Annotated in this window: 22 protein-coding genes; 6 read left to right on the top strand and 16 right to left on the bottom strand. The window is 73.4% G+C overall.

Features of this window, described 5'->3' with window-relative positions:
* Positions 1-184 precede the first annotated feature (184 nt).
* From ACQPZP_RS19100 to ACQPZP_RS19085, 4 genes are read right to left on the bottom strand one after another with little or no spacing between them, the layout of a single operon-like run.
* Entirely contained in the window at positions 185-1,543 is a 1,359-nt protein-coding gene (locus ACQPZP_RS19100; RefSeq protein WP_433478958.1) for an MFS transporter, read from the bottom strand.
* Positions 1,429-2,061 carry a class I SAM-dependent methyltransferase gene (locus tag ACQPZP_RS19095; RefSeq protein WP_433478957.1) on the bottom strand — a complete coding sequence of 211 codons (633 nt, stop codon included), beginning with the start codon at positions 2,059-2,061 and terminating at the stop codon, positions 1,429-1,431. The genes ACQPZP_RS19100 and ACQPZP_RS19095 overlap by 115 nt, the downstream gene beginning before the upstream one ends.
* Before the next feature lie 58 nt (positions 2,062-2,119).
* Complete coding sequence (locus ACQPZP_RS19090) at positions 2,120-2,605, bottom strand: cysteine dioxygenase (RefSeq protein ID WP_433478956.1); 486 nt, start codon at positions 2,603-2,605, stop codon at positions 2,120-2,122.
* Positions 2,606-2,653: 48 nt separating this feature from the next.
* Entirely contained in the window at positions 2,654-2,737 is an 84-nt protein-coding gene (locus tag ACQPZP_RS19085) for a putative leader peptide (protein WP_433470004.1), read from the bottom strand.
* A gap of 177 nt (positions 2,738-2,914) precedes the next feature.
* Here ACQPZP_RS19085 and ACQPZP_RS19080 point away from each other — a divergent pair, with 177 nt between their 5' ends.
* Positions 2,915-4,165: a sensor histidine kinase gene (locus ACQPZP_RS19080; protein ID WP_433478955.1), complete on the top strand. Its 1,251-nt coding sequence runs from the start codon at positions 2,915-2,917 to the stop codon at positions 4,163-4,165.
* 24 nt (positions 4,166-4,189) lie between these two features.
* Entirely contained in the window at positions 4,190-4,864 is a 675-nt protein-coding gene (locus ACQPZP_RS19075; protein ID WP_433478954.1) for a response regulator, read from the top strand.
* A gap of 11 nt (positions 4,865-4,875) precedes the next feature.
* On the opposite strand, the gene ACQPZP_RS19070 is transcribed toward ACQPZP_RS19075, so the two are convergent.
* Positions 4,876-5,832, bottom strand: a complete 957-nt coding sequence (locus tag ACQPZP_RS19070) for a quinone oxidoreductase family protein (RefSeq protein ID WP_433478953.1) — start codon at positions 5,830-5,832, stop codon at positions 4,876-4,878.
* Positions 5,833-5,860: 28 nt separating this feature from the next.
* Complete coding sequence (locus ACQPZP_RS19065) at positions 5,861-6,607, bottom strand: SDR family oxidoreductase (protein WP_433478952.1); 747 nt, start codon at positions 6,605-6,607, stop codon at positions 5,861-5,863.
* A gap of 47 nt (positions 6,608-6,654) precedes the next feature.
* On the opposite strand from ACQPZP_RS19065, the gene ACQPZP_RS19060 reads away from it, so the two are divergent.
* Together ACQPZP_RS19060 and ACQPZP_RS19055 are read left to right on the top strand one after the other, a co-directional pair.
* On the top strand, positions 6,655-7,878 hold the full coding sequence (locus ACQPZP_RS19060; protein WP_433478951.1) for an acyl-CoA dehydrogenase family protein: 1,224 nt from the start codon (positions 6,655-6,657) through the stop codon (positions 7,876-7,878).
* Positions 7,875-8,540, top strand: a complete 666-nt coding sequence (locus ACQPZP_RS19055; protein WP_433478950.1) for a TetR/AcrR family transcriptional regulator — start codon at positions 7,875-7,877, stop codon at positions 8,538-8,540. Before ACQPZP_RS19060 ends, ACQPZP_RS19055 begins: the two co-directional genes overlap by 4 nt.
* A 6-nt stretch (positions 8,541-8,546) precedes the next feature.
* On the opposite strand, the gene ACQPZP_RS19050 is transcribed toward ACQPZP_RS19055, so the two are convergent.
* A complete protein-coding gene (locus ACQPZP_RS19050) occupies positions 8,547-9,566 on the bottom strand; it encodes an ROK family transcriptional regulator (RefSeq protein ID WP_433478949.1) in 1,020 nt (339 codons plus the stop codon).
* Between the two features lie 74 nt (positions 9,567-9,640).
* On the opposite strand from ACQPZP_RS19050, the gene ACQPZP_RS19045 reads away from it, so the two are divergent.
* Positions 9,641-10,816, top strand: a complete 1,176-nt coding sequence (locus ACQPZP_RS19045; protein ID WP_433478948.1) for an MFS transporter — start codon at positions 9,641-9,643, stop codon at positions 10,814-10,816.
* Here ACQPZP_RS19045 and ACQPZP_RS19040 read toward each other — a convergent pair.
* Positions 10,813-11,634: a helix-turn-helix transcriptional regulator gene (locus ACQPZP_RS19040; RefSeq protein ID WP_433479633.1), complete on the bottom strand. Its 822-nt coding sequence runs from the start codon at positions 11,632-11,634 to the stop codon at positions 10,813-10,815. The genes ACQPZP_RS19045 and ACQPZP_RS19040 overlap by 4 nt on opposite strands.
* 108 nt (positions 11,635-11,742) lie before the next feature.
* Here ACQPZP_RS19040 and ACQPZP_RS19035 point away from each other — a divergent pair, with 108 nt between their 5' ends.
* Positions 11,743-12,588: an SDR family NAD(P)-dependent oxidoreductase gene (locus ACQPZP_RS19035; RefSeq protein WP_433478947.1), complete on the top strand. Its 846-nt coding sequence runs from the start codon at positions 11,743-11,745 to the stop codon at positions 12,586-12,588.
* Positions 12,589-12,646: 58 nt separating this feature from the next.
* On the opposite strand, the gene ACQPZP_RS19030 is transcribed toward ACQPZP_RS19035, so the two are convergent.
* The 8 genes from ACQPZP_RS19030 to ACQPZP_RS18995 form a co-directional block, all read right to left on the bottom strand.
* Positions 12,647-12,850 carry a cold-shock protein gene (locus ACQPZP_RS19030; RefSeq protein ID WP_067639228.1) on the bottom strand — a complete coding sequence of 68 codons (204 nt, stop codon included), beginning with the start codon at positions 12,848-12,850 and terminating at the stop codon, positions 12,647-12,649.
* 188 nt (positions 12,851-13,038) lie between these two features.
* On the bottom strand, positions 13,039-14,289 hold the full coding sequence (gene kynU, locus ACQPZP_RS19025) for a kynureninase (RefSeq protein WP_433478946.1): 1,251 nt from the start codon (positions 14,287-14,289) through the stop codon (positions 13,039-13,041).
* Positions 14,286-15,347 carry an amidohydrolase family protein gene (locus ACQPZP_RS19020; RefSeq protein WP_433478945.1) on the bottom strand — a complete coding sequence of 354 codons (1,062 nt, stop codon included), beginning with the start codon at positions 15,345-15,347 and terminating at the stop codon, positions 14,286-14,288. The genes kynU and ACQPZP_RS19020 overlap by 4 nt, the downstream gene beginning before the upstream one ends.
* Positions 15,348-15,357: 10 nt before the next feature.
* Positions 15,358-15,930, bottom strand: a complete 573-nt coding sequence (locus ACQPZP_RS19015; RefSeq protein ID WP_433478944.1) for a 3-hydroxyanthranilate 3,4-dioxygenase — start codon at positions 15,928-15,930, stop codon at positions 15,358-15,360.
* Positions 15,927-16,361 (bottom strand): RidA family protein, encoded by a 435-nt coding sequence (locus ACQPZP_RS19010; protein WP_433478943.1) that lies wholly within the window; start codon positions 16,359-16,361, stop codon positions 15,927-15,929. The genes ACQPZP_RS19015 and ACQPZP_RS19010 overlap by 4 nt, the downstream gene beginning before the upstream one ends.
* A complete protein-coding gene (locus ACQPZP_RS19005) occupies positions 16,361-17,104 on the bottom strand; it encodes a 2-keto-4-pentenoate hydratase (protein ID WP_433478942.1) in 744 nt (247 codons plus the stop codon). Before ACQPZP_RS19005 ends, ACQPZP_RS19010 begins: the two co-directional genes overlap by 1 nt.
* Positions 17,101-17,889, bottom strand: coding sequence for a 2-keto-4-pentenoate hydratase (locus ACQPZP_RS19000; RefSeq protein WP_433478941.1), 789 nt, complete (start codon positions 17,887-17,889; stop codon positions 17,101-17,103). Before ACQPZP_RS19000 ends, ACQPZP_RS19005 begins: the two co-directional genes overlap by 4 nt.
* Before the next feature lie 10 nt (positions 17,890-17,899).
* Positions 17,900-19,336, bottom strand: a complete 1,437-nt coding sequence (locus ACQPZP_RS18995) for a 2-hydroxymuconic semialdehyde dehydrogenase (RefSeq protein WP_433478940.1) — start codon at positions 19,334-19,336, stop codon at positions 17,900-17,902.
* Positions 19,337-19,368 lie beyond the last annotated feature (32 nt).

The raw sequence follows: 19,368 nt of genomic DNA, 5'->3' as shown, positions 1-19,368 counted from the left end.
GGCCCGGAGCGTCCCCGGAAAGCGAAGGGCCCCGGGGGATCGCTCCCGGGGCCCTGCCGCATGTGATGTCAGTTCATGCCGCAGCCGCGCCGGGGATGACCCGGCGTCGTCGTCTCTGCGAACAGGTGCGGCATGACTCCACTGTAACCGACGGGCACACGCGCGGCACGGCGATACCGCCCCGTCAGACGCGCGCCCTGGGGGCGGCCAGCCGGTCCATGTCCCCCAGTTCGCGCCCCTTGGTCTCGGGGACGGCACGGATCACGAACACGAACGCCAGGATGGAGAACAGCGTGTAGAGGCCGTGGGCCAGGCCGAGGGAGAAACCGGAGATGCCGGGGAACGTCGTGGTGATCACCCAGTTGGCGAGCCACTGCGCGGCGGCGGCGACGGCCAGCGCGGAGGCCCGGATGAAGTTGTCGAACATCTCCCCGAGCATCACCCACACGACCGGGCCCCAGGTCGCGGCGAAGGAGGCGACGAACACGTTGGCCGCCACGAGCGCGACCGGCCCGGCGACGCCGCCGAGCTTCGGGTCGCCGTCGACGATGGGCGCGGTGGCGAAGCAGGCCGTGAGGGCGCCGAGGGAGACGGCCATGCCGGCGGCGCCGGCGAGCAGCAGCGGGCGCCGCCCGACCCGGTCCACGAAGGCGATCGCGACGAGCGTGAACGCGACGTTGACGATCGAGTTGATCACCGAGGTGAGCATCGTATCGCGTCGTTCTCGGAGAAGCCGACCGCCTGCCACAGCGAGGACGAGTAGTAGAAGATCACGTTGATGCCGACGAACTGCTGGAAGACCGACAGCAGGATGCCGGCCCAGACGATCGGCAGCAGGCCGAGGCGGTCGCCGCGCAGGTCCCTGAGGTGGACGGGGCGACTCGGGGATGGTGGTGGCGATCACCCCGTACATGACGGCGGGGACGACGCAGCTGGCGAACATCCAGCGCCACTCTCCGCCGCCCAGGGGGAACGTTCCGGTCGCGCCCCCGTCGGGCACCTGGGCGATGACGTAGTTGACGACGAGGGCGGCGAAGATGCCGAGCACGATCGCCATCTGCTGCAGCGAGCCGAGCCGGCCGCGCAGCTCGGCGGGGGCGATCTCGGCGATGTAGGCGGGCGCGATCACGGACGCGGCGCCGATGGCGAGGCCGCCGACCAGCCGCCAGAAGGTCAGGTCGACGGCGCTGAAGGCCAGCGCCGAGCCGAGCGAGCTGATCACGAACAGTACGGACGCGATGAGCATCACCCGCACCCGGCCGATCCGGTCGCCGACCGGCCCGGCGAACCAGGCGCCGGCGGCGCAGCCGAGCAGCGCGGCGGACACGACGAAGCCGACGGCGAAACCGCCGAGGCCGAACTGGTCCTTGAGCGCGTCGACCGTCCCGTTGATCACCGAGGAGTCGTAATGCGAGCCCTTGTCCTCGGTCAGTCGCGGATTGCGATTCCGAGAACATGCGGTGAGGCCGGGTTGGCCCCGCCGGACTCCGGGAACTCGAAGCGCCGCTCGTCCTGGACGGCGAAGCCGCTGCGGGCGATCCACTCGCCCGTCGGGCGGGTGACGTGGCATCCGGCTGCGAGGAACGGCCACACCACGTCGGCGCACCGCTGGAACCGCACCTTCCCGGGCGTGCTCCCCCGCACGTGCTCGTAGTAGCGCAGTTCGCCGCCCGGTTTCAGGACCCGCCGGATCTCGGCCAGGGCTCGGACCGGGTCGCGTACGGAGCACAGCACGAGCGACGCCACGGCCACGTCGAACGACGCGTCGTCGAGGTCGAGGTCCTCCGCGACGCCGGGACGCACGGTGACGGGGACCGGCGCCCGGGCCGCGGCGTGACCGGCCTTCGCGCGCAGCCGCGGCTCGGGTTCGACCGCGACGACCTCGGTGACCTCCGGCGGGTAGTGCGCGAAGTTGGCCCCGTATCCGGCGCCCACCTCCAGCACCCGGCCGGACGCCCCGGCGAGCAGCTCGGCGCGGTGCGCGTCGCCGCCCGACTTGGCGCACTGGGCGTCCAGCCGCGGATAGAGCCGGGCGAAGATCGGATGGCTCAGGTCGGTCATTCCCGCAGTCTCCGCCGCCCCGGCGATCACCGCAAGATCGCGGTCATGGCCTCCGGGCTCACCAGTCGGCGGCGGACTCGTCGGCGAGGCGGACGAGCTCGCCGCCCGCGTCGACGTCGTAGCGGCGCATCGTGGCCAGCGGCGGCGAGTACACGTGCACGCTCACGGCGGGCGCGTCGGAGGTGTTGCGCACGTCGTGGACGTAGCCGGGACCGAAGGCATGGGCCTGCCCGGTGCCGACGTCGCGCCGGGCGCGGACGCGGTCCTCCTCGAGCGTCCCGAGGGCGACCGCGAACGCGCCGGCGGAGTCCCCGTGGTCGTGGAATCCGGTGGACTGGCCGGGAAGCCAGCTGATCAGCCAGACCTCGTGGTCCGCGTCCAGGTGAAGGCGCTCGTACCAGCGTCCGTGCGGGTCGAGCCGGACCCGGTGCAGCCACTCCTGCGGGGCGGCGGCGAGTTCACGGGCCTTCTCGGCCAGGCGCGGCGGCGTGAAGGCGGCGTCCCCGGACCCGGGCGCGACGAAGCCGGTCGTGGTGACGGTCATAGTGGGTTTCTCTCTCCTCGCGGTGTGCGGCCGGTCGTCCTCGCTGGTTCAGGACGGCCGGCGACACAGCGCGCTGGCCTGGCGGCGCAGGTCGACGTGCAGGCGCTCGTAGCGGAGTCCGGAGATCGTCACGGCGATCAGGATGGCCCAGATTTCCTATAAAGTCAATCGGAAATAGCTGCTACCGCCGCCCAGCCGCGGCGAACGCGCCGGTCAGGGCTGATCGCGCTGATACCGGAGGGGGCGGATCGGATCTCCCTCCCCGGGGTCAGGCCGCCGGGGCGCCGCACGTTCTAGGCTCGCTGCCAAATGAACGATCCAGCCCACTCACCGTCCGGCCGCCACGGCCGGCTGCTCGCCGGCGTCCGCGCCGCCCTGGTGCCCGGCGGCGACGAACGGCCGGTCACGCTGCTGCCCGGCAGGCTCGTGCTGCGCATCCCGATCCTGGCGCTGCTGGCCGCGCTGACGATCGGCTTCACCGGAGGGTCGATCGCCATCCCGATCCAGGCCTACCACGTCCCGACGGGGCTGGCCTGGCCGCTCGGCGTGCTGCAGGCGACCCCGCTGATCTTCGCGGCCCGGTGGCCGCTCGCCGCCTGGCGGGTGGCGGCCGCCGGCCTGCTGGTGACGGTCTTCGTCCGGCACGGCACCGGCTTCATGCCGTGGCCGGTGACCGCGATCCTGGCCCTGGTCGTGATCCTGTTCTTCACCGGGGTCGGCTCCGACCGGCAGACCACGGTCGGCGTCGGCGCGGTGACCATCGCCGGGGTGCTGGGGCCCGCCGTGCTGTTCGGGATGCCGGGCTGGTTCGGCATGATCCTCGCCGGGATCGCCGCGCTCGCGCTGACGTTCGGAGACGCGGTCGGGGGACGGCACTCGGCCGTGGAGGAGCTGCGCCGGCGCGAGGAGCAGCACCGGGCCGACCTGGCCCGGCAGGCGGTGCTGGAGGAGCGGGCCCGCATCGCCCGCGAGCTGCACGACGTGGTCGCGCACCACATGTCGGTGATCGCGATGCAGGCGGAGGCCGCCCCGTACAAGATCCCGGACCTGCCGGACGCCGCCCGGCAGACGTTCGGGGTGGTCCGGGACGCGGCGCGCGAGGCCCTCACCGAGACGCGCCGCGTCGTCGGGCTGCTGCGCTCGGACGACGAGGGCGCGGAGCGCGCCCCGCAGCCCGGCCTGGAGCGGCTGGACGAGCTGGTCGCCGCGGCCCGCCGGTCCGGGCTGGCGGTCGCGACCGTCGTGGTCGGCATGCCGCGCCCGCTGACCACCGGGGTCGACCTGTCGGCGTACCGGATCGTCCAGGAGTCGCTGAGCAACGCGTCCCGCTACGCGCCGGGCTCGCGGGTCCACGTCGAGGTGAAGTACGGGACCGACGCGCTGACGGTGTCGGTCGCCGACGACGGCGCCCGTTCCACGCCCGAGGAGTCACAGGGCGGCGGCCACGGCCTCGTCGGGATGCGCGAGCGCGTCACGATGCTCGGCGGCGGCCTGGACGCCGGCCCCCGCGAGGGCGGCTGGGCGGTGGTGGCGGACTTGCCGTACGGAGATCCGGACTGATCTCCGGAGCCGTAGGGTTGGGCCGTGACGATTCGGGTGCTGATCGCCGACGACCAGGTGATGATCCGCGACGGCCTCGCGGCGCTGCTGTCCTCCGATCCGGGGATCGAGGTGATCGGGCAGGCCGGCAACGGCCGCGAGGCGGTGGAGATGGCCCGCAGGCTCGATCCGGACGTGATCGTGATGGACATCCGGATGCCGGAGATGGACGGCCTCGCCGCGACCGCCGAGCTGGCCGGCGGCGCCGACCCCGACGCCGACCCCGCCGGCGCGCGGCCGAAGGTGCTCATGCTCACGACGTTCGACCTGGACGAGTACGTCTACGAGGCGCTGGGCGCGGGCGCCAGCGGGTTCCTGCTGAAGGACGCGTCGGCCGCCGATCTGGTGAACGGCGTGCGGGTGGTGGCGGCGGGCGACGCGCTGCTCGCCCCGTCCATCACCCGGCGGCTGATCGGCGACTTCGCCCGCCGGCGCCGGCACCAGCGGCCGAGCCCGCAGGCCACCGCGGGCCTGACGCCGCGCGAGCTGGACGTGCTGCGGCTCATCGCGCGCGGCCTTTCCAACGCCGAGATCGCCGCCGAGCTGGTGCTGGCCGAGCAGACGGTCAAGACGCACGTCGGGCACGTCCTGACCAAGCTCATGCTGCGCGACCGCACCCAGGCCGTGGTGTACGCCTACGAGAACGGCCTGGTCGGCTAGCCGGACCGGTCTCAGCGCGAGGGGTCGAGGACGAGCTTGCCGGTGGTGCGGCGGGCGCGCAGGTCCTCGTGGGCACGCCGCACCTCGCCGAGCCCGTAGTCCCCGCCGTGGATCACGCGGAGCCGGTCGGCGGCGGCGAGCCCGAACAGCTCGTCCAGGGCCTCGCGCATCACGTTGCCGGGGAGCTGGAAGACGTGCGCCAGCCACATGCCCGAGATCGTGGTGGAATGCGCCATCAGCGTGGCGGGCCGGACGGGCGACGGCTCCTTCCGCGACGCCATGCCGTAGAAGGCGAGCCGCCCGAACGGCGCGAGGGCCTGCAGGCTCTGGTCGGTGACCGTCCCGCCGGTCATCTCCAGGACCGTGTCCACGCGCTTGCCGCCGTTGGCGTCGATGAGCGCGTCCTTGAGGTCGGGCTCGTTCGCGTCGATCGCGACGTCGGCGCCGAGGTCCAGGGCGAGGTCCCGCTTCTCCTTGGACGAGGCGGTGGCGATGACCCGCCCGGCGCCCCAGGCCTTGGCGAGCTGGACGGCGAGCGTCCCGACGCCGCCCGCGGCGGCGTGCACGACGACGGACTCGCCCGGGGCGAGGTGGACGCTGCGGCGCAGCAGCACCCACGCCGACGCGCCCTGGACGATCATGCCGAGCGCGGTGACGTCGTCGATGGCGTCCGGGACGTCCCAGGCCAGCGCCTCGGGCGCGACGGCCTTCTCGGCGTAGCCGCCGGTGCCGACGAGCGCGACGACGCGGCGGCCGTCCGCGGTGGTGCCGACGACCTCGCCCCCTGGCACCATGGGCAGCGTGGACGCCGACAGATAACTGTTCTCGGCCTGATGGGTGTCGGCGTAGTTGATGCCGGCCCGCGAGACGTCGACGAGCAGGTGCCCCGGCCCGGCGGACGGGTCGGGAAGCTCGGTGACGGTCAGGACCTCGGGCCCGCCGAACTCGGTGATCTGGATCGCGCGCATGTCTCTCCTGTCAGAAGTCTTCGGATGCTCAGCGGGGGCCGGGGACGCCGCGGAACCGGAACGGCTCGGACGGCCGGCCGGGCACCACGTACCAGGCTTCGCCGGCGCCGTCCGCGTCGAGGATCCGCATGAACGCCTCGACGACGTCGCCCACGTCCAGGATCGGGAAGCCGCTCTCCTGGAGCTGCCCCTTCATCGGGGTCAGGATGTCGGTGTCGGCGAAGGACGGGCACAGCGCGTTCACGCGGATGCCCTCCTTGGCGAACGTGGGGCCGAGGGCGCGGACGAGACCGACGACGGCCGCCTTGTTCGCGCCGTAGACGGGGTCGAACGGCGTCGCGGTCAGCGCCGCCATGCTCGCGGTGGCGACGATGTCGCCGCCGCCCCTGGCGCGCAGCGCGGGAAGCGCGGCGTGCGCGCCGAACACGACGCCGTCGAGGTTGATGCCCATCGCCCGCCGGTACGCCGCGAGGTCGAAGTCGTCCCCCACTCCGCCGCCGTCGGCGACCCCGGCGTTGAGGAACGCCACGTCCAGGCCGCCGAAGCGCTCGACGGCGACGGCGACGGCCGCCTCGCTGTCGCCGGGGTCGCGGACGTCGCAGCGGACGAACGCCCCGTCCAGCTCCTTCGCGAGCGCGTCCCCGGCCGCCGCGTCGACGTCGGCGAGGACGACCCGGGCGCCCTCGCGGGCGAGCCGGCGCGCCACCGCCGCGCCGATCCCGTTGGCTCCGCCCGTGATCAGCGCGACCTTGCCGGTGCCGTCGAAGGCTGTCATGGGGACTCCCCTCCCGAAGTAACTGACCCGTCAGTTACTCTAGCGGAATGGACTTCGGTTTGAGCGAGCGGGCCCGGGACCATCTCGGCCGTCTCCAAGAATTCATGGACTCCCACGTCTACCCCGCCGAGCCGGTCTACACGGCCCAGCGGGCGGAGCTGCGCGCGGCCGGCCGCGAGCACCACGTCCCGCAGGTCGTCGAGGACCTCAAGGTCGAGGCCCGCAAGCGCGGTCTCTGGAACCTGTTCCTGCCCGACAGCGGGGACCCGGCACACGGCCTGACCGTCACCGACTACGCCTCACTCGCCGAAGTGACGGGGCGCTCCCCCAACCTCGCCCCCGAGGCCATCAACTGCGCGGCGCCCGACACCGGCAACATGGAGGTGCTGCACCTGTTCGGCACGCCCGAGCAGAAGGAGAAGTGGCTCACGCCCCTGCTGAACGGCGAGATCCGCAGCGCGTTCGCGATGACCGAGCCGGACGTGGCGAGCTCCGACGCCACCAACATCTCCACCCGGATCGAGCGGGACGGCGACCACTACGTCGTCAACGGCCGCAAGTGGTGGATCAGCGGCTCCGCCGACCCGCGCTGCAAGATCATGATCGTGATGGGCAAGACGGACCCGGAGGGTCATCCGTACCGGCAGCAGTCGATGGTGCTGGTGCCGATCGACACGCCGGGGGTGGAGGTCGTCCGGCCGCTGCCCGTGTTCGGCTACCAGGACCAGCACGGCCACTGCGAGATCACCTTCACCGACGTCCGCGTCCCGGTGGAGAACCTCGTCGGCGAGGAGGGCGGCGGCTTCGCCATCGCGCAGGCCCGCCTCGGCCCCGGCCGCATCCACCACTGCATGCGCGCGATCGGGATGGCCGAGCGGGCGCTGGAGCTGATGTGCGAGCGCGCGGTGTCCCGGGTGGCGTTCGGCGGCCCGCTCGCCAAGCAGGGCGTGGTGCGCCAGCAGATCGCCGAGTCGCGGATGGCGATCGAGCAGGCCCGGCTGCTCACGCTGAAGACCGCATGGCTGATCGACAAGCACGGCGTCCAGGCGGCCCGGTCCGAGGTCGCGGCGATCAAGGTGATCGCGCCGCGGGTCGCGCTGGACGTCGTGGACACGGCGATCCAGGTGCACGGCGGCGCCGGCGTCAGCGACGACACCCCGCTCGCCGCGATGTGGGCGGGCCTGCGCACGCTGCGCCTGGCGGACGGACCGGACGAGGTCCACGTGCGGTCCGTGGCCCGCGCCGAACTGGGCAGGTACCCCGGCGCATGACGAACGACACGGGGGAGGCGGCACCGGGCGTGCGGCGGCGCATGCCGCATGCCCGGCGGCGCGAGCAGCTGCTTCAGGTGGCGCTGGCCGAGTTCGGCAGGCGCGGCTACCACCTGACGCAGATGGAGCACGTGGCCACCGCCGCGCAGGTGTCCAAGGCGCTGCTGTACCAGCACTTCGCGTCCAAGGAGGAGCTGTTCGCCGAGGTCACCGAGGCGATCGTCGCCGAACTCACGGCCCGGCTGAACGAGGCCGTGCTCGCCGCGCACGGCTCGGCGGACGGCATCAGGGCGATGATCCGGGTGCTGTTCGACTACGCCACGGCGGAACCGGACGCGTGGGCGCTTCTGGTCCGGCACCTCGACAAGCCCGACGTCGGGCTGGAACTGCGGGGGCTGCGCGACCGGCTCGGCGCCGCGTTCGCCGACCTGCTGCTGCGCCGCCGCCGGGCCGACCCGGCGCTGTCGCCGGCCGCGCTCGCGGTGAACGAGCGGCGCGCGCGGCTGCTCGTCCCGCTGATGTACGGGTCGATGCTCTCGATCGTGTCGTGGTGGCTGGAGCATCCCGACACACCGCGAGACCGCGCCGAGCAGATGGCGGTGGAGTTCATCTGGCTGGGCCTGGACCGGCTCCGCTCCGGCGAGCGGCTGCCCAAGGACTAGGGCGGCCTAGCCGAACACGTCGTCGCGGACGAGGTCGAGGGCCGTCAGCACGGCGCCGCGCAGAACGGCGTCGCCCTCGACCAGGCTCGCCCGCACCTCGGCGGCGGCCGGGCTGAGCTCACCGAGCCGCTCGCCGACCAGTCCGGCGAGCCGGTCGCCGCCGGCGCGGCCCAGCGCCCCGCCGAGCACGACGAGCCCGGGGTCGAGGACCGCGACGAGCACGAACACGGCCTTGGCGATGCGGGCGGCGACGACCCGGTCGCCGAGGCCCGCCACGGCCCGCTCGTCGAGCAGGTCGCAGAAGTTCGCCCCGCCGAACTTCAGCAGCCCGACCTCGCCGGCGCCGCCGGACGCGCCGCGCCGCAGCCGGCCGTCCAGCACGAGGGCGCCGCCGACACCGTCGTCCAGCCAGAGCAGCGCGAAGTCGTCGCGGCCCGCCGCGGCGCCCTCCCGGTGCTCGGCGACGGCGCCGAGGTTCACCTCGTTCTCCACCAGCACCGGCGCGCCGAGCCGGTGCCGGAGCGCCGCGCCGAGGTCGGGCCGATGGCCGGGGACCCCGCTCTCGCTCGCGAGGCCGGTGTGCGGGTCGATCAGGCCCGGGGTGCCGAGCACCACGGTGTGCGGGACGCGGCCGCCGGCCGCCTCGGTGACCGCGGCGGCGACGACCGCGGCGAGATCCGGGGCCGGGGGCAGCGGCCGGGACGCCTCACCGGCCGGGTTCCCCGCGATGTCGGCGACGCTCACGCGCACCGCGTCCCGGCGCAGGTCGACCCCGGCCACATGCGCGCGATCCGCCACGAGCCCGTAGAGCCGGGCGTTCGGGCCCCGCCGGTCCGCGCCCGCCACCCCCGCGACCTCGATCAGCCCGGCGGCGCGCAGCCGCTCGATCAGGTCGGACACCGTCGGCCGGGACAGCCCGGTCAGCGCCCGCAGCTGCGGCGCGGTCAGCGGGCCGCGCTCGAGCAGCAGATCGAGCGCGAGCCGGTCGTTGATCGCGCGGGCCATCGTGGGGTCGGCGGTCTTCACGCTCTCATGCTAGTAGGCAGGGAGGCTGCCTAAAAAACTTTTAATCAGGAAGGCTGCCTGTTAGTTTTCGAAGCATGAGTTCTCCGCACCGCGCCATCGCGATCGTCTTCGCCTTGCACGGCGCCGTCGCCGGCACCCTCGCCACCCGCATCCCCTGGATCCAGGACCGGCTCGACCTCTCCCCCACCGTCCTCGGCCTCGCCCTGCTGTGCCCGTCCATCGGCGCCTTCACCGCGATGCCCACCGCGAACCGCCTCGCGCACCGGATCGGCGAGCGACGGGCCACCCGCCTCCTCATCGCGGCGTGGTGCGCGGCGGTGGCGCTGCCCGCGCTCGCCCCCGCGCCCGTCTTCCTGTGCGCCGCGATGCTGCTCTTCGGCGCCACCGCCGGCATGTCCGACGTGGTGATGAACGCGCACGCGGTGTCGGTGGAGCGCCACCTGCGGCGGTCGATCATGTCGGGCCTGCACGGGCTGTGGTGCGTCGGCAGCCTCGGCGCGGGCGGGGTCGGCATCCTCGCCGCGCACGCCGGGATCGACGCCCGGCTGCACCTCGGGCTGGTCGCGGCCGTGCTGCTGGCGGCCGGCGCCGTGGCGGGACGCGGGCTGCTGCACGTCCGCCCGGCCCCCGGCGATCCGGCGCCGCGCCGCTTCGCGCTGCCCACGCGGGCCATCCTCGCCATCGGCGTGGTCGGCTTCTGCGCGACGTTCGCCGAGGGCGCGAGCGCGGACTGGACGGCCGTCTACCTCACCGAGGTGGCGGACGCGGGGCCCGGGCTGGCCGCCGCCAGCTACACGATCTTCATGGCGTGCATGGCGGGCACCCGGCTGGCCGGCGACCGGCTGGTGCGGCGGCTCGGCCCGGACCGGGTCGTCCGGTGCGGGGGCGTGGTGGCGGTCCTCGGCGGGGTCCTGGTCGTGGCGTCCCGCGCGCCGTGGCCGGCCATCGCGGGGTTCGCGCTGCTCGGCGTCGGGGTGGCGACGGTCGTGCCGCTGGTGTTCGCGGCGGCGGGCGATGTGGGCGCGACGCCCGGCGAGGGCGTGGCGGGCGTCGCGACGATCACCTACCTGTCCGGGCTGACCGCGCCGGCCATCACCGGCTGGGCGGCCGGGGCGCTGTCCTACCCGGCCGCGTTCGCGCTGATCACCTGCGTGGTCGCGGTGATGACCGTGACCGCCGGCGCGCTGCGCCCGCGCGGCGGCGGGACGTCCGCGCCGGTGTCCGAGCCCGCCGGGACGGCCCTGCGCTAGGCGCCGGTGAGCCGGGCCAGCGCGGCGGCCGTCGCGCTGCCGGGCGGGGCGTAGTGGACGAGCACGCTCTGGTCCGGGTCGTTCTCCACGTTGATCTTCATGAAGCGGAGCGTGATCTCCCCGAGCGCGGGATGGCGGAACCGGCGCTCGGACGGCGTGAACGGGGTGATGTCGTGGGAGGCCCAGAACGCGCGGAACTCCGGGCTCGTCGCGTTCAGCCGGTCCACGAGCCGCTGGAACCGGGGGTTGCCGGCCTGCCGTCCCGCCTCGTTGCGCACCAGGGCCGTCAGCCGGCGGGCCTCGGCCTCCCATTCGGGGAACCGGTCGCGCATCCACGGATTGTGGAACATCAGCCAGACGACGTTGAGGTCCTCCGCGGCGGGCGGCCTCGGCATGTCGCGGAACAGCGCGTCCACGGGCGCGTTCCAGGCGACGAGGTCGAAGCAGCGGGTCACCACGTGCCCGAGGTTCGGCTCCACCATCCGGAGGAGGTCGCGGATCTCGCAAGTCACCGCGGCGGGCGCCGCCGGTTCGGCCGCGGGGTCGCCGGCCAGCTCCAGCAGGTGCCGGTGCTCGGCGTCGCTCAGCCGCAGCGCGCGGGCGAGGCTGTCGAGGACCTGCCGGGACACCCCGCTCACCCGGCCCTGCTCCAGCCAGGTGTACCAGGTGAGGCTCACATCGGCCGCCGCCGCGACCTCCTCGCGGCGCAGGCCCGGGGTGCGCCGGCGGGGGCCGGGCGTGAAGCCGGCGTCCTGGGGCGCGAGCCTGTTGCGCCGGGACCGCAGGAAGTCACCGAGTTCCCTGCGCCTGGCCTCGATCGTTCGTGCGGACAGGGCCGGTCACCCCGCTTCACCCGAGCCTGTTAGTGCTGTTAATACTGTTAACTCTATCTTCATCCGGTCCGTCCGGACGCGGAGCATGGCCGCATGAGCACACGAACCGTTCTGATCACAGGTGCGGGCGGCGGCCTGGGCGGCGCGGCCGTCCGCCGGCTGCACGACCTCGGCTGGGAGGTGTACGCGGGCGTCCGGCGGGCGTCGGACGCGGACCGGCTGCCCGGCGGGGTCCGCCCGCTCACCATCGACCTCATCGACGAGGAGACCGTCGAGGCCGCCGCGAAGGAGATCGCGGCGCGCACTGGCGGCCGCCTCGACGCGCTGGTGAACAACGCCGCCGTCATCGTGGAGGGGCCCGTCGAGCTGGTGCCGCCGGACGACTGGCGCCGCCAGTTCGACGTCAACGTGACCGGCCAGATCGCGATGACGCAGGCGGTGCTGCCGATGCTGCGCGCCGCGAAGGGCCGGATCGTCAGCATCGGGGCGGTCAGCTCCCGGATGAGCGGACCCACGTTCGGGCCGATCGCGGCGTCCAAGGCGGCGCTGGCGTCGGTCACCGAGGCGCTCCGTACCGAGCTGCGGCCGCTCGGCCTCGCGGTGTCGCTGATCGAGCCGGGACTCATGGAGACCGCGATCTTCGAAAAGTCCCGCACCGACCGCCGGGCGACCGGCTGGCGGGGCGACGCGAACGCGCGGCGGCTCTACGAGGGGGTGACGGCGAAGACGGCCGAGTTCAACGCGCGCTCCACGGCGCGCCCGGTGGACGGCACCGTGAAGGTGATCGTCAAGGCGCTGACGGCGCGCCGCCCGAAGGCCCGCTACCTCGCCGGGCGGGACGCCCGGATGATCGCCGCGCTCGCGCGGCTGCCCGACCGTGTCCGTGACGGGCTCCTGCTGCGCAGCCTCGGCATCGACGCGGCGACGTACGGCGAGTAGGGACGCGAAAGGCCGGGGACGACGGACGTCCCCGGCCTGACGTGCGCTGTGGCGGGCCTTAGAGCGGGTAGACGCCCTCGGCCTGCGGGCCCTTCTGGCCCTGGGTGATCTCGAACCCGACGCGCTGGTTCTCGTCGAGGCTGCGGTACCCGTTGGTGGTGATCGCCGAGTAGTGGACGAACACGTCGGGGCCGCCGCCGTCAGGCGCGATGAACCCGAAGCCCTTTTCGGCGTTGAACCACTTCACGGTGCCTTCGGCCATGCTTTTTCCTTCTGGGTGTAACCTCACCGGCCCGCCGGGCGGCGGACCGGGCTGCAAGCGGACTCATCCCACGCCCGCCGGTCACCCGGAGAAAACGCTTCGAGACTGCTAGACGCCGGTCGGACCGACGTCATCGTGCAACGCATCCGAACTTACCCGATACAGACCCCACTCATGCAACGACACTCCTAAAGAAGATCCACGAGAGCCTCGGCGGCGCGGTGGCAGTCGTGGAACGTGCAGTACAGCGGGACGGGCGCGAGCCGGATCACGTCGGGTTCGCGCGCGTCGGCGACCACGCCGTGCGCCTCGGCGAGCCGCCGGACGAGCCCGCCCGCGTCGCGGACCCGCAGCGACAGCTGGGCGCCGCGCGCCGCCGGGTCGGACGGCGTGATCACCTCGGCGGCGGCGGGCGCGAGCCGGGACGCCAGGTAGCCGGTGAGCCGCTCGCTCTTGCCGCGCAGCGCGTCCATCCCGACCCGGTCGAAGATCTCCAGGGAGGCCAGCACCGGCGCCAGGGCCATGATCGGCGGGTTGGACAGCTGCCAGGCGTCGGCGGACGCGGGCGGCGCGATGTCCGGGTCCATCCGGAACCGGACGGACGGTTCGGTGCCCCACCAGCCCGACAGCCTCGGCACCGCGGCGTCCCGGACGTGCCGCTCGTGCACGAAGCATCCGGCGACGGCGCCCGGTCCGCTGTTGAGGTACTTGTAGGTGCACCAGGCGGCGAAGTCGACGTCCCAGTCGTGCAGGCGCAGCGGGACGTTCCCGGCGGCGTGCGCGAGGTCCCAGCCGACGACGGCTCCGGCGGCGCGGCCCGCCTTGGTGATCGCGGGCATGTCCATGAGCTGGCCGGTCAGGTAGTTGACCCCGCCGAGCATGACCAGCGCGACCGCGTCGCCTTCCCGTTCGAGGTAGGCGAGGACGTCCTCGGTGCGCAGGTTGTCCTCGCCGTCGCGGGGCTTGAGCCGCACGACGGCCGCGGCCGGGTCGAGCCCGTGGTGGACGGCCTGGCTGGCCACCGCGTAGGAGTCGGACGGGAAGGCGGAGTCCTCGATGACGATGCGGGTGCGGGCCCCGGCGGGCCGGTAGAAGCTCGCCATCATCAGGTGCAGGTTGACGGTCAGCGAGTTCATCGCGACGACCTCGTGCGGCCGCGCGCCGACGAGCCGGGCCGCGGGCTCGCGGAGCAGCTCGTGGTAGCCGACCCACGGGCGGCGGCCCTGCGTGTGGGCTTCGACGGCGAGCCGCGCCCAGTCGTCCAGTTCCTCGCGGAGCCGCGCCGCCACGCTCCTCGGCTGGAGTCCGAGCGAGTTGCCGGCGAAGTAGGCGGCCTCGGCGTGGGCTCCGCCGGGCGCGGGCGGGACCAGGAACTCACCGCGCAGCGTGGGCAGCGGGTCGGACTCGTCGAGCCGCCGCGCCTCGTCTTCCGAACTCACTGCGTTCTTCCTTCGGTGGTCACGAGGTCTTCGGTGGTCACGAGGTCGGGGATGGGCGCGTCGGGGGCGGGCGCGAAGAACGCCTCCGCGTTGCCGCCGAGCAGCAGGGCGCGCTCGGCGTCGTCCAGGCCGGGGCACGCCCGGATCGTCGCGCCCGGCTCCTTCTCGCCGAGCGGGAACGGGTAGTCGGTGCCGAGCATGACCCGCTCGGCGCCCATCACGTCCACGAGCAGCCGGAGCGCGCGCGGGTCGAACACGGCGGAGTCGACGTGGAACCGGCCGACGTACTCCGACGGCGGGCGCGGCGAGTCGGCACGGACGATGTCGCGGCGGTGCCAGGCGTTGTCGGCCCGGCCGAGCAGGAACGCGAAGCTGCCGCCGCCGTGGCAGAAGCACAGCCGCAGCGACTCCGGGATCCGTTCGAACGCGCCGGACAGCATCAGCCCGAGGATGCTCAGCTGCGTCTCGGCGGGCATCCCGGACAACCACGGCAGCATGTGGCCGCGCATCCGGTCGGCGCCGAGCATGTCCCACGGGTGCGCCAGGACGGGCAGGCCCAGCCCGGCGCAGTGCGCCAGGAACGCGGTGATCCCGGCGTCGTCGAGGTTGCGGTCGCCGACGTGGCTGCCGATGTGCACGCCGCGGTGCCCGGCCGCCGCCGCTCGCGTCGCCACCTCGCACGCGAGTTCCGGGGCCTGGAGGGGGACCTGGCAGAGCGGCAGGAGCCGCCCGGGGGCGTCCGCGCAGAAGGCGAGGATGCGCTCGTTGACCAGGTCGCACCAGTCGGCGGCGCGGGACGGCTCGGCCGCGTACCCGAACATCAGCGGGGTGGACGAGACGGCCTGCGCGTCGACTCCGGCGGCGTCCATGTCCGCCACCCGGCGCGCCGCGTCCCAGAGCTCCTCGGCGACCGGCCGGTACTCCTCGTCGCCGCACATGATCATGCCGGTGCCGCCGCCGTCGACGCGCAGCCACGGCTGCCCCTCGTCGGCGAGGACGCGGCCCTCGTCGCGGCCGATCCGCGGGAAGACGTGCGCGTGCACGTCGATGACCGTCACGGAACGTCCGTCAGACACGGGGAGCCGTGACCGGGGTCATCGTCTGCGGCCACTTCCTGCCCGGGTGCACGGCGCCGCAGTCCGGGCACTTGCGGTCGCTGCCGTAGAAGCCCTCGAAGGCGGGCGGCAGGTCGTCCACGATGGAGCGGACCTGCAGTTCGGCGCGGTGGACGAGGTGATGGCACTCGGTGCAGTACCACTCGAACGCCTCCTTCAGCCCCTCCGGCCGGGGGATCTCCACGACCAGGCCGATGGAGCCGGCCTCGGGCCGCTGCGGCGAGTGCCGGACGTGCGGCGGCAGCAGGAAGACGTCGCCCTCGTTGATCTGCAGGTCGGCCGGCGGGCTGCCCTCCTCCTCCATGACGCGGAGCACCATGTTGCCCTTGAGCTGGTAGAAGAACTCCTCGGTCGGGTCGTCGTGGAAGTCGGTGCGCTGGTTGGGGCCGCCGACCACCATGATGATCAGCCCGGCCTCGTCGAACACCTGGACGTTGCCGACCGGCGGCTTGAGCAGGTCGCGGTGCTCCTCGATCCAGGCCTCGAAGTTGAACGGCCGTCCGAACGACAGCTGCGGCAGGGTCATGTTGCGGCCTCCTCGCGTTCTCCGGGTAGGTGCGCCACGCACGAGATCTCGATGAGCAGATGCGGGTGCGGAAGCTGGTGGACGGCGACGGTCGTGCGGGCGGGGCCGGTCTCGTCGAAGTACTCCCCGTAGACCTCGTTGTAGCCGCCGAAGTCGTTCATGTTCACCAGGTAGGTCGTGACGTTGACGATGTCCTCCAGCCCTCCGCCGGCGGCGTGGAGGAGGTCGCGGATGTTCTCGAGGACCGCGCGGGTCTGCTCCCGGATGTCCAGTTCGGTGACGCCCATCGCGTCGGCGCTCGCGCCGGCGAACGTCCCGTCCGGGCGGCGCGAGCTCGTCCCGGACACGAAGACGAACTCGCCGGCCCGCTTGACGTGCGGGAATCGTCCGCGCGGTTCGGCCTTGCCCTCGACGAGGATCGCGTCGCCCATCAGGTGGTCACCTCAACGCTGCCGAGCCCGGCGCCGGTGACGCGGACGTGCGCGTCCTTCGGCAGCGGGACGGCGGCGGTCGCCGCGCCGGCGAGGACGACCCAGCCGGGTTCGAGCGCCATCCCCGCGCCGAGCGCGAGCCGGGCCGCCGCCCTCAGCGACCGGGCCGGGTCGCCGAGGATCGCCGCGGACGAGCCGGTCTGGACCGGACGCCCGTCGATCTCCATGAGCAGCCCGATGTTCGGCAGGTCGCGGGGCGGGTGCCAGGTCCCGAACCCGAACGTCGCCGCGGACGCGTTGTCCGCGATGACGTCCGGAAGGGTGAACTTGAAGTCGGCGTAGCGGGAGTCGAGCACCTCGAACCCGACGGCGACGCCGGTCACGGCCGACTCGACCTCGGCGGCCGAGCGGACCTCCCGTCCGATCAGGTAGGCGATCTCCGGCTCGATCCGCGGATGGATGAGGCGCGACACGTCCACGGAGGCCTCGGCCGTCATGGCGTCGGTGAGCAGGCCCCAGATGACGTCGTCGACGCCCATCTGGACCATCTTGGCGCGGCTGGTGAACCCCATCTTCACGCCGGCGAGCCGTTCGCCCCTGCGGCGGCGCCGCTCGATCCCGGCGCGCTGCACCGCGTACGCGGTCGCGATATCGAACGGCGTCCTGTCGGTGAGCTTCGGGATCGCCCGCACGTCCCGGGCGGCGTCGTCCAGCGTCGCCGCCAGCGCATGCACGTCCATCATGGGGACTCCTCCTTTCCAAAGGCGACGCGGACGTCACCGAGCCCGTCGATGCGGGCCTCGAACACATCGCCCGGGGCGGCCGGGACCACGGGGCCGAGCGCGCCGGTCAGGACGGTGTCGCCGGCGCGCAGCGGGCGGCCCACGCGCGCGAGCGTGTCGGCGAGCCACAGCGCCGCGTTCAGCGGGTGGCCGAGGCAGGCGGCGCCGTTCCCGGTCGAGACCTGCTCTCCCCGCCGCTCCATGACCATGCCGCACAGGCGAAGGTCCACGTCCTTGAGCGGGACGGGACGGTTGCCCAGCGCGTACATGCCGGACGAGGCGTTGTCCGCGACCGTGTCGGCCAGCGTGATGTCCCAGTCGCGGACGCGGCTGCCGACCACCTCGATGGCGGGCAGCGCGAACGCGGTCGCGCGGATGACGTCGGCGACGGTGTGCCGCTCGTGGGTCAGATCGTGCTCCAGCACGAGAGCGACCTCGGCTTCGGCGCGCGGCTGCAGCACGGCGCCGGTGGGGATCTCCTCCCCGTCCGGCACGGCCATGTCGGCGAACAGCATCCCGAAGTCGGGGCTGTCCACCCCGATCTGCCGCTGGACCGCCCGCGAGGTGAGGCCGATCTTGCGTCCGGCGAGGCGGCGCCCCTCCCCGAGCCACCGTTCGGTGACCTTGTCCTGGACGGCGTAGGCGTCGTCGGCCGTCGTGATCAGGTCGCGGACGGGCTCGCACGGCGTGCCGCTCGCGTAGGCGCCGAGGAGCCGCTCGGCGGCGGCTTCGATGTTCGTGGTCACGGGCTCGCTCTCAGATCTGGATGCAGACGTTGACGGGCTCGGAGAAGAAGTCCAAGGAGTACTCTCCCCCTTCCCTGCCGATCCCGGACGCCTTGACACCGCCGAACGGGGTGCGCAGATCGCGGAGGTTCCAGCAGTTCACCCAGACGATGCCCGTCTCGATCCGCGGGGCGACCCGGTGCGCCCGTGACAGGTCCCGTGTCCAGACCGTGGAGGCGAGCCCGTAGGGACTGTCGTTGGCGAGCGCGAGGGCCTCGTCCTCGGTGTCGAAGGGCGCGACGTGGCAGACCGGCCCGAAGATCTCCTCCCGCACCGTGCGGGCGGTCTCGGGGAGCCCGGTGAGGACGGTCGGCTCGACGTAGAAGCCGCCGTCCCGCTCGTCGCCGAAGACCGGGGCGCCGCCGCCGGCGACGACCGTGGCGCCCTCGTCGCGGGCCAGCCGGTAGTAGGACAGGACCTTGTCGCGGTGCTCGGCCGAGATCATCGGTCCGTAGTCGCCCAGCGCCCCGGCCCGCGCACCGAGCCGCCCGGCGAACTCCTCGAAGACGGGACGCTCCACGTAGACGCGCTCGGTGCACAGGCAGATCTGGCCGGAGTGGGTGAAGGACGAGCGGACCGTCCCGTCCACGGCGGCGTCCAGATCGGCGTCGGCGAACACGAGCGCGGGATTCTTGCCGCCGAGTTCGAACGACACCGGCGTGACATGGTCGGCGGCGTTCCGCATGATCGCCGCCCCGGTGGCCGACTCGCCGGTGAACGCGATCGCGTCCACGCCGGGGTGCCCGGTGAGGAACTCGCCCGCCGCGCCCGCACCGTGCCCGTGCACGAGGTTGAACACGCCGTCCGGCAGACCCGCGTCGTCGATCACCCGCGCCAGCAGGGTCGCGGTGGAGGGCGTCTCCTCGGACGGCTTGAGCACGACGGTGTTGCCGCACGCCAGCGCCGGGGCGATCTTCCACGTCGACAGCAGCAGCGGCAGATTCCACGGCGAGATGACCGCCACCACGCCGAGCGGGCGCCGGACGGTGTAGTTGAGCGCCTGCCCGGTCCCCGCGCTCCATCCCGGGACCTGCGTCGTGTAGGCCCGTTCGGGACGCCCGTACAGCAGGTCGGCGTAGGCGCGGAAGTTGCCTGCGGCTCTCGGGACGTCGACGGTCGAGGCGAACGCGCGGGGCCTTCCGGTGTCGGCGACCTCGGCGTCCACGAACTCCTCGAACCGCGCCTGGATCCCGTCGGCGACGCGCCTGAGCGCGGCCGCCCGCTCCTCGGCGCCCATCGCTCCCCAGGGCCCCTTCATGGCGGCCCGGGCCGCCGTCACGGCATCGTCCACGACCTCGCGTGTCGCCTCGGGAACGCCGCCCAGTTCGGTGCCGTCCACGGGCGCGATGAGCGGGAAGGCCGCACCGTCCGAACGGAAGACCCCGCCGACGTAGTGCTCAGCCTTCATTCGCGTTCCTCCCGTACGGCTCGGCATTCCCG

Source organism: Spirillospora sp. CA-142024, assembly GCF_050942325.1.
Classification (GTDB): Bacteria; Actinomycetota; Actinomycetes; order Streptosporangiales; family Streptosporangiaceae; genus Spirillospora.
Note: the sequence above shows the minus strand (reverse complement) of the source record. Positions and strands in the feature narration are given on the sequence as shown.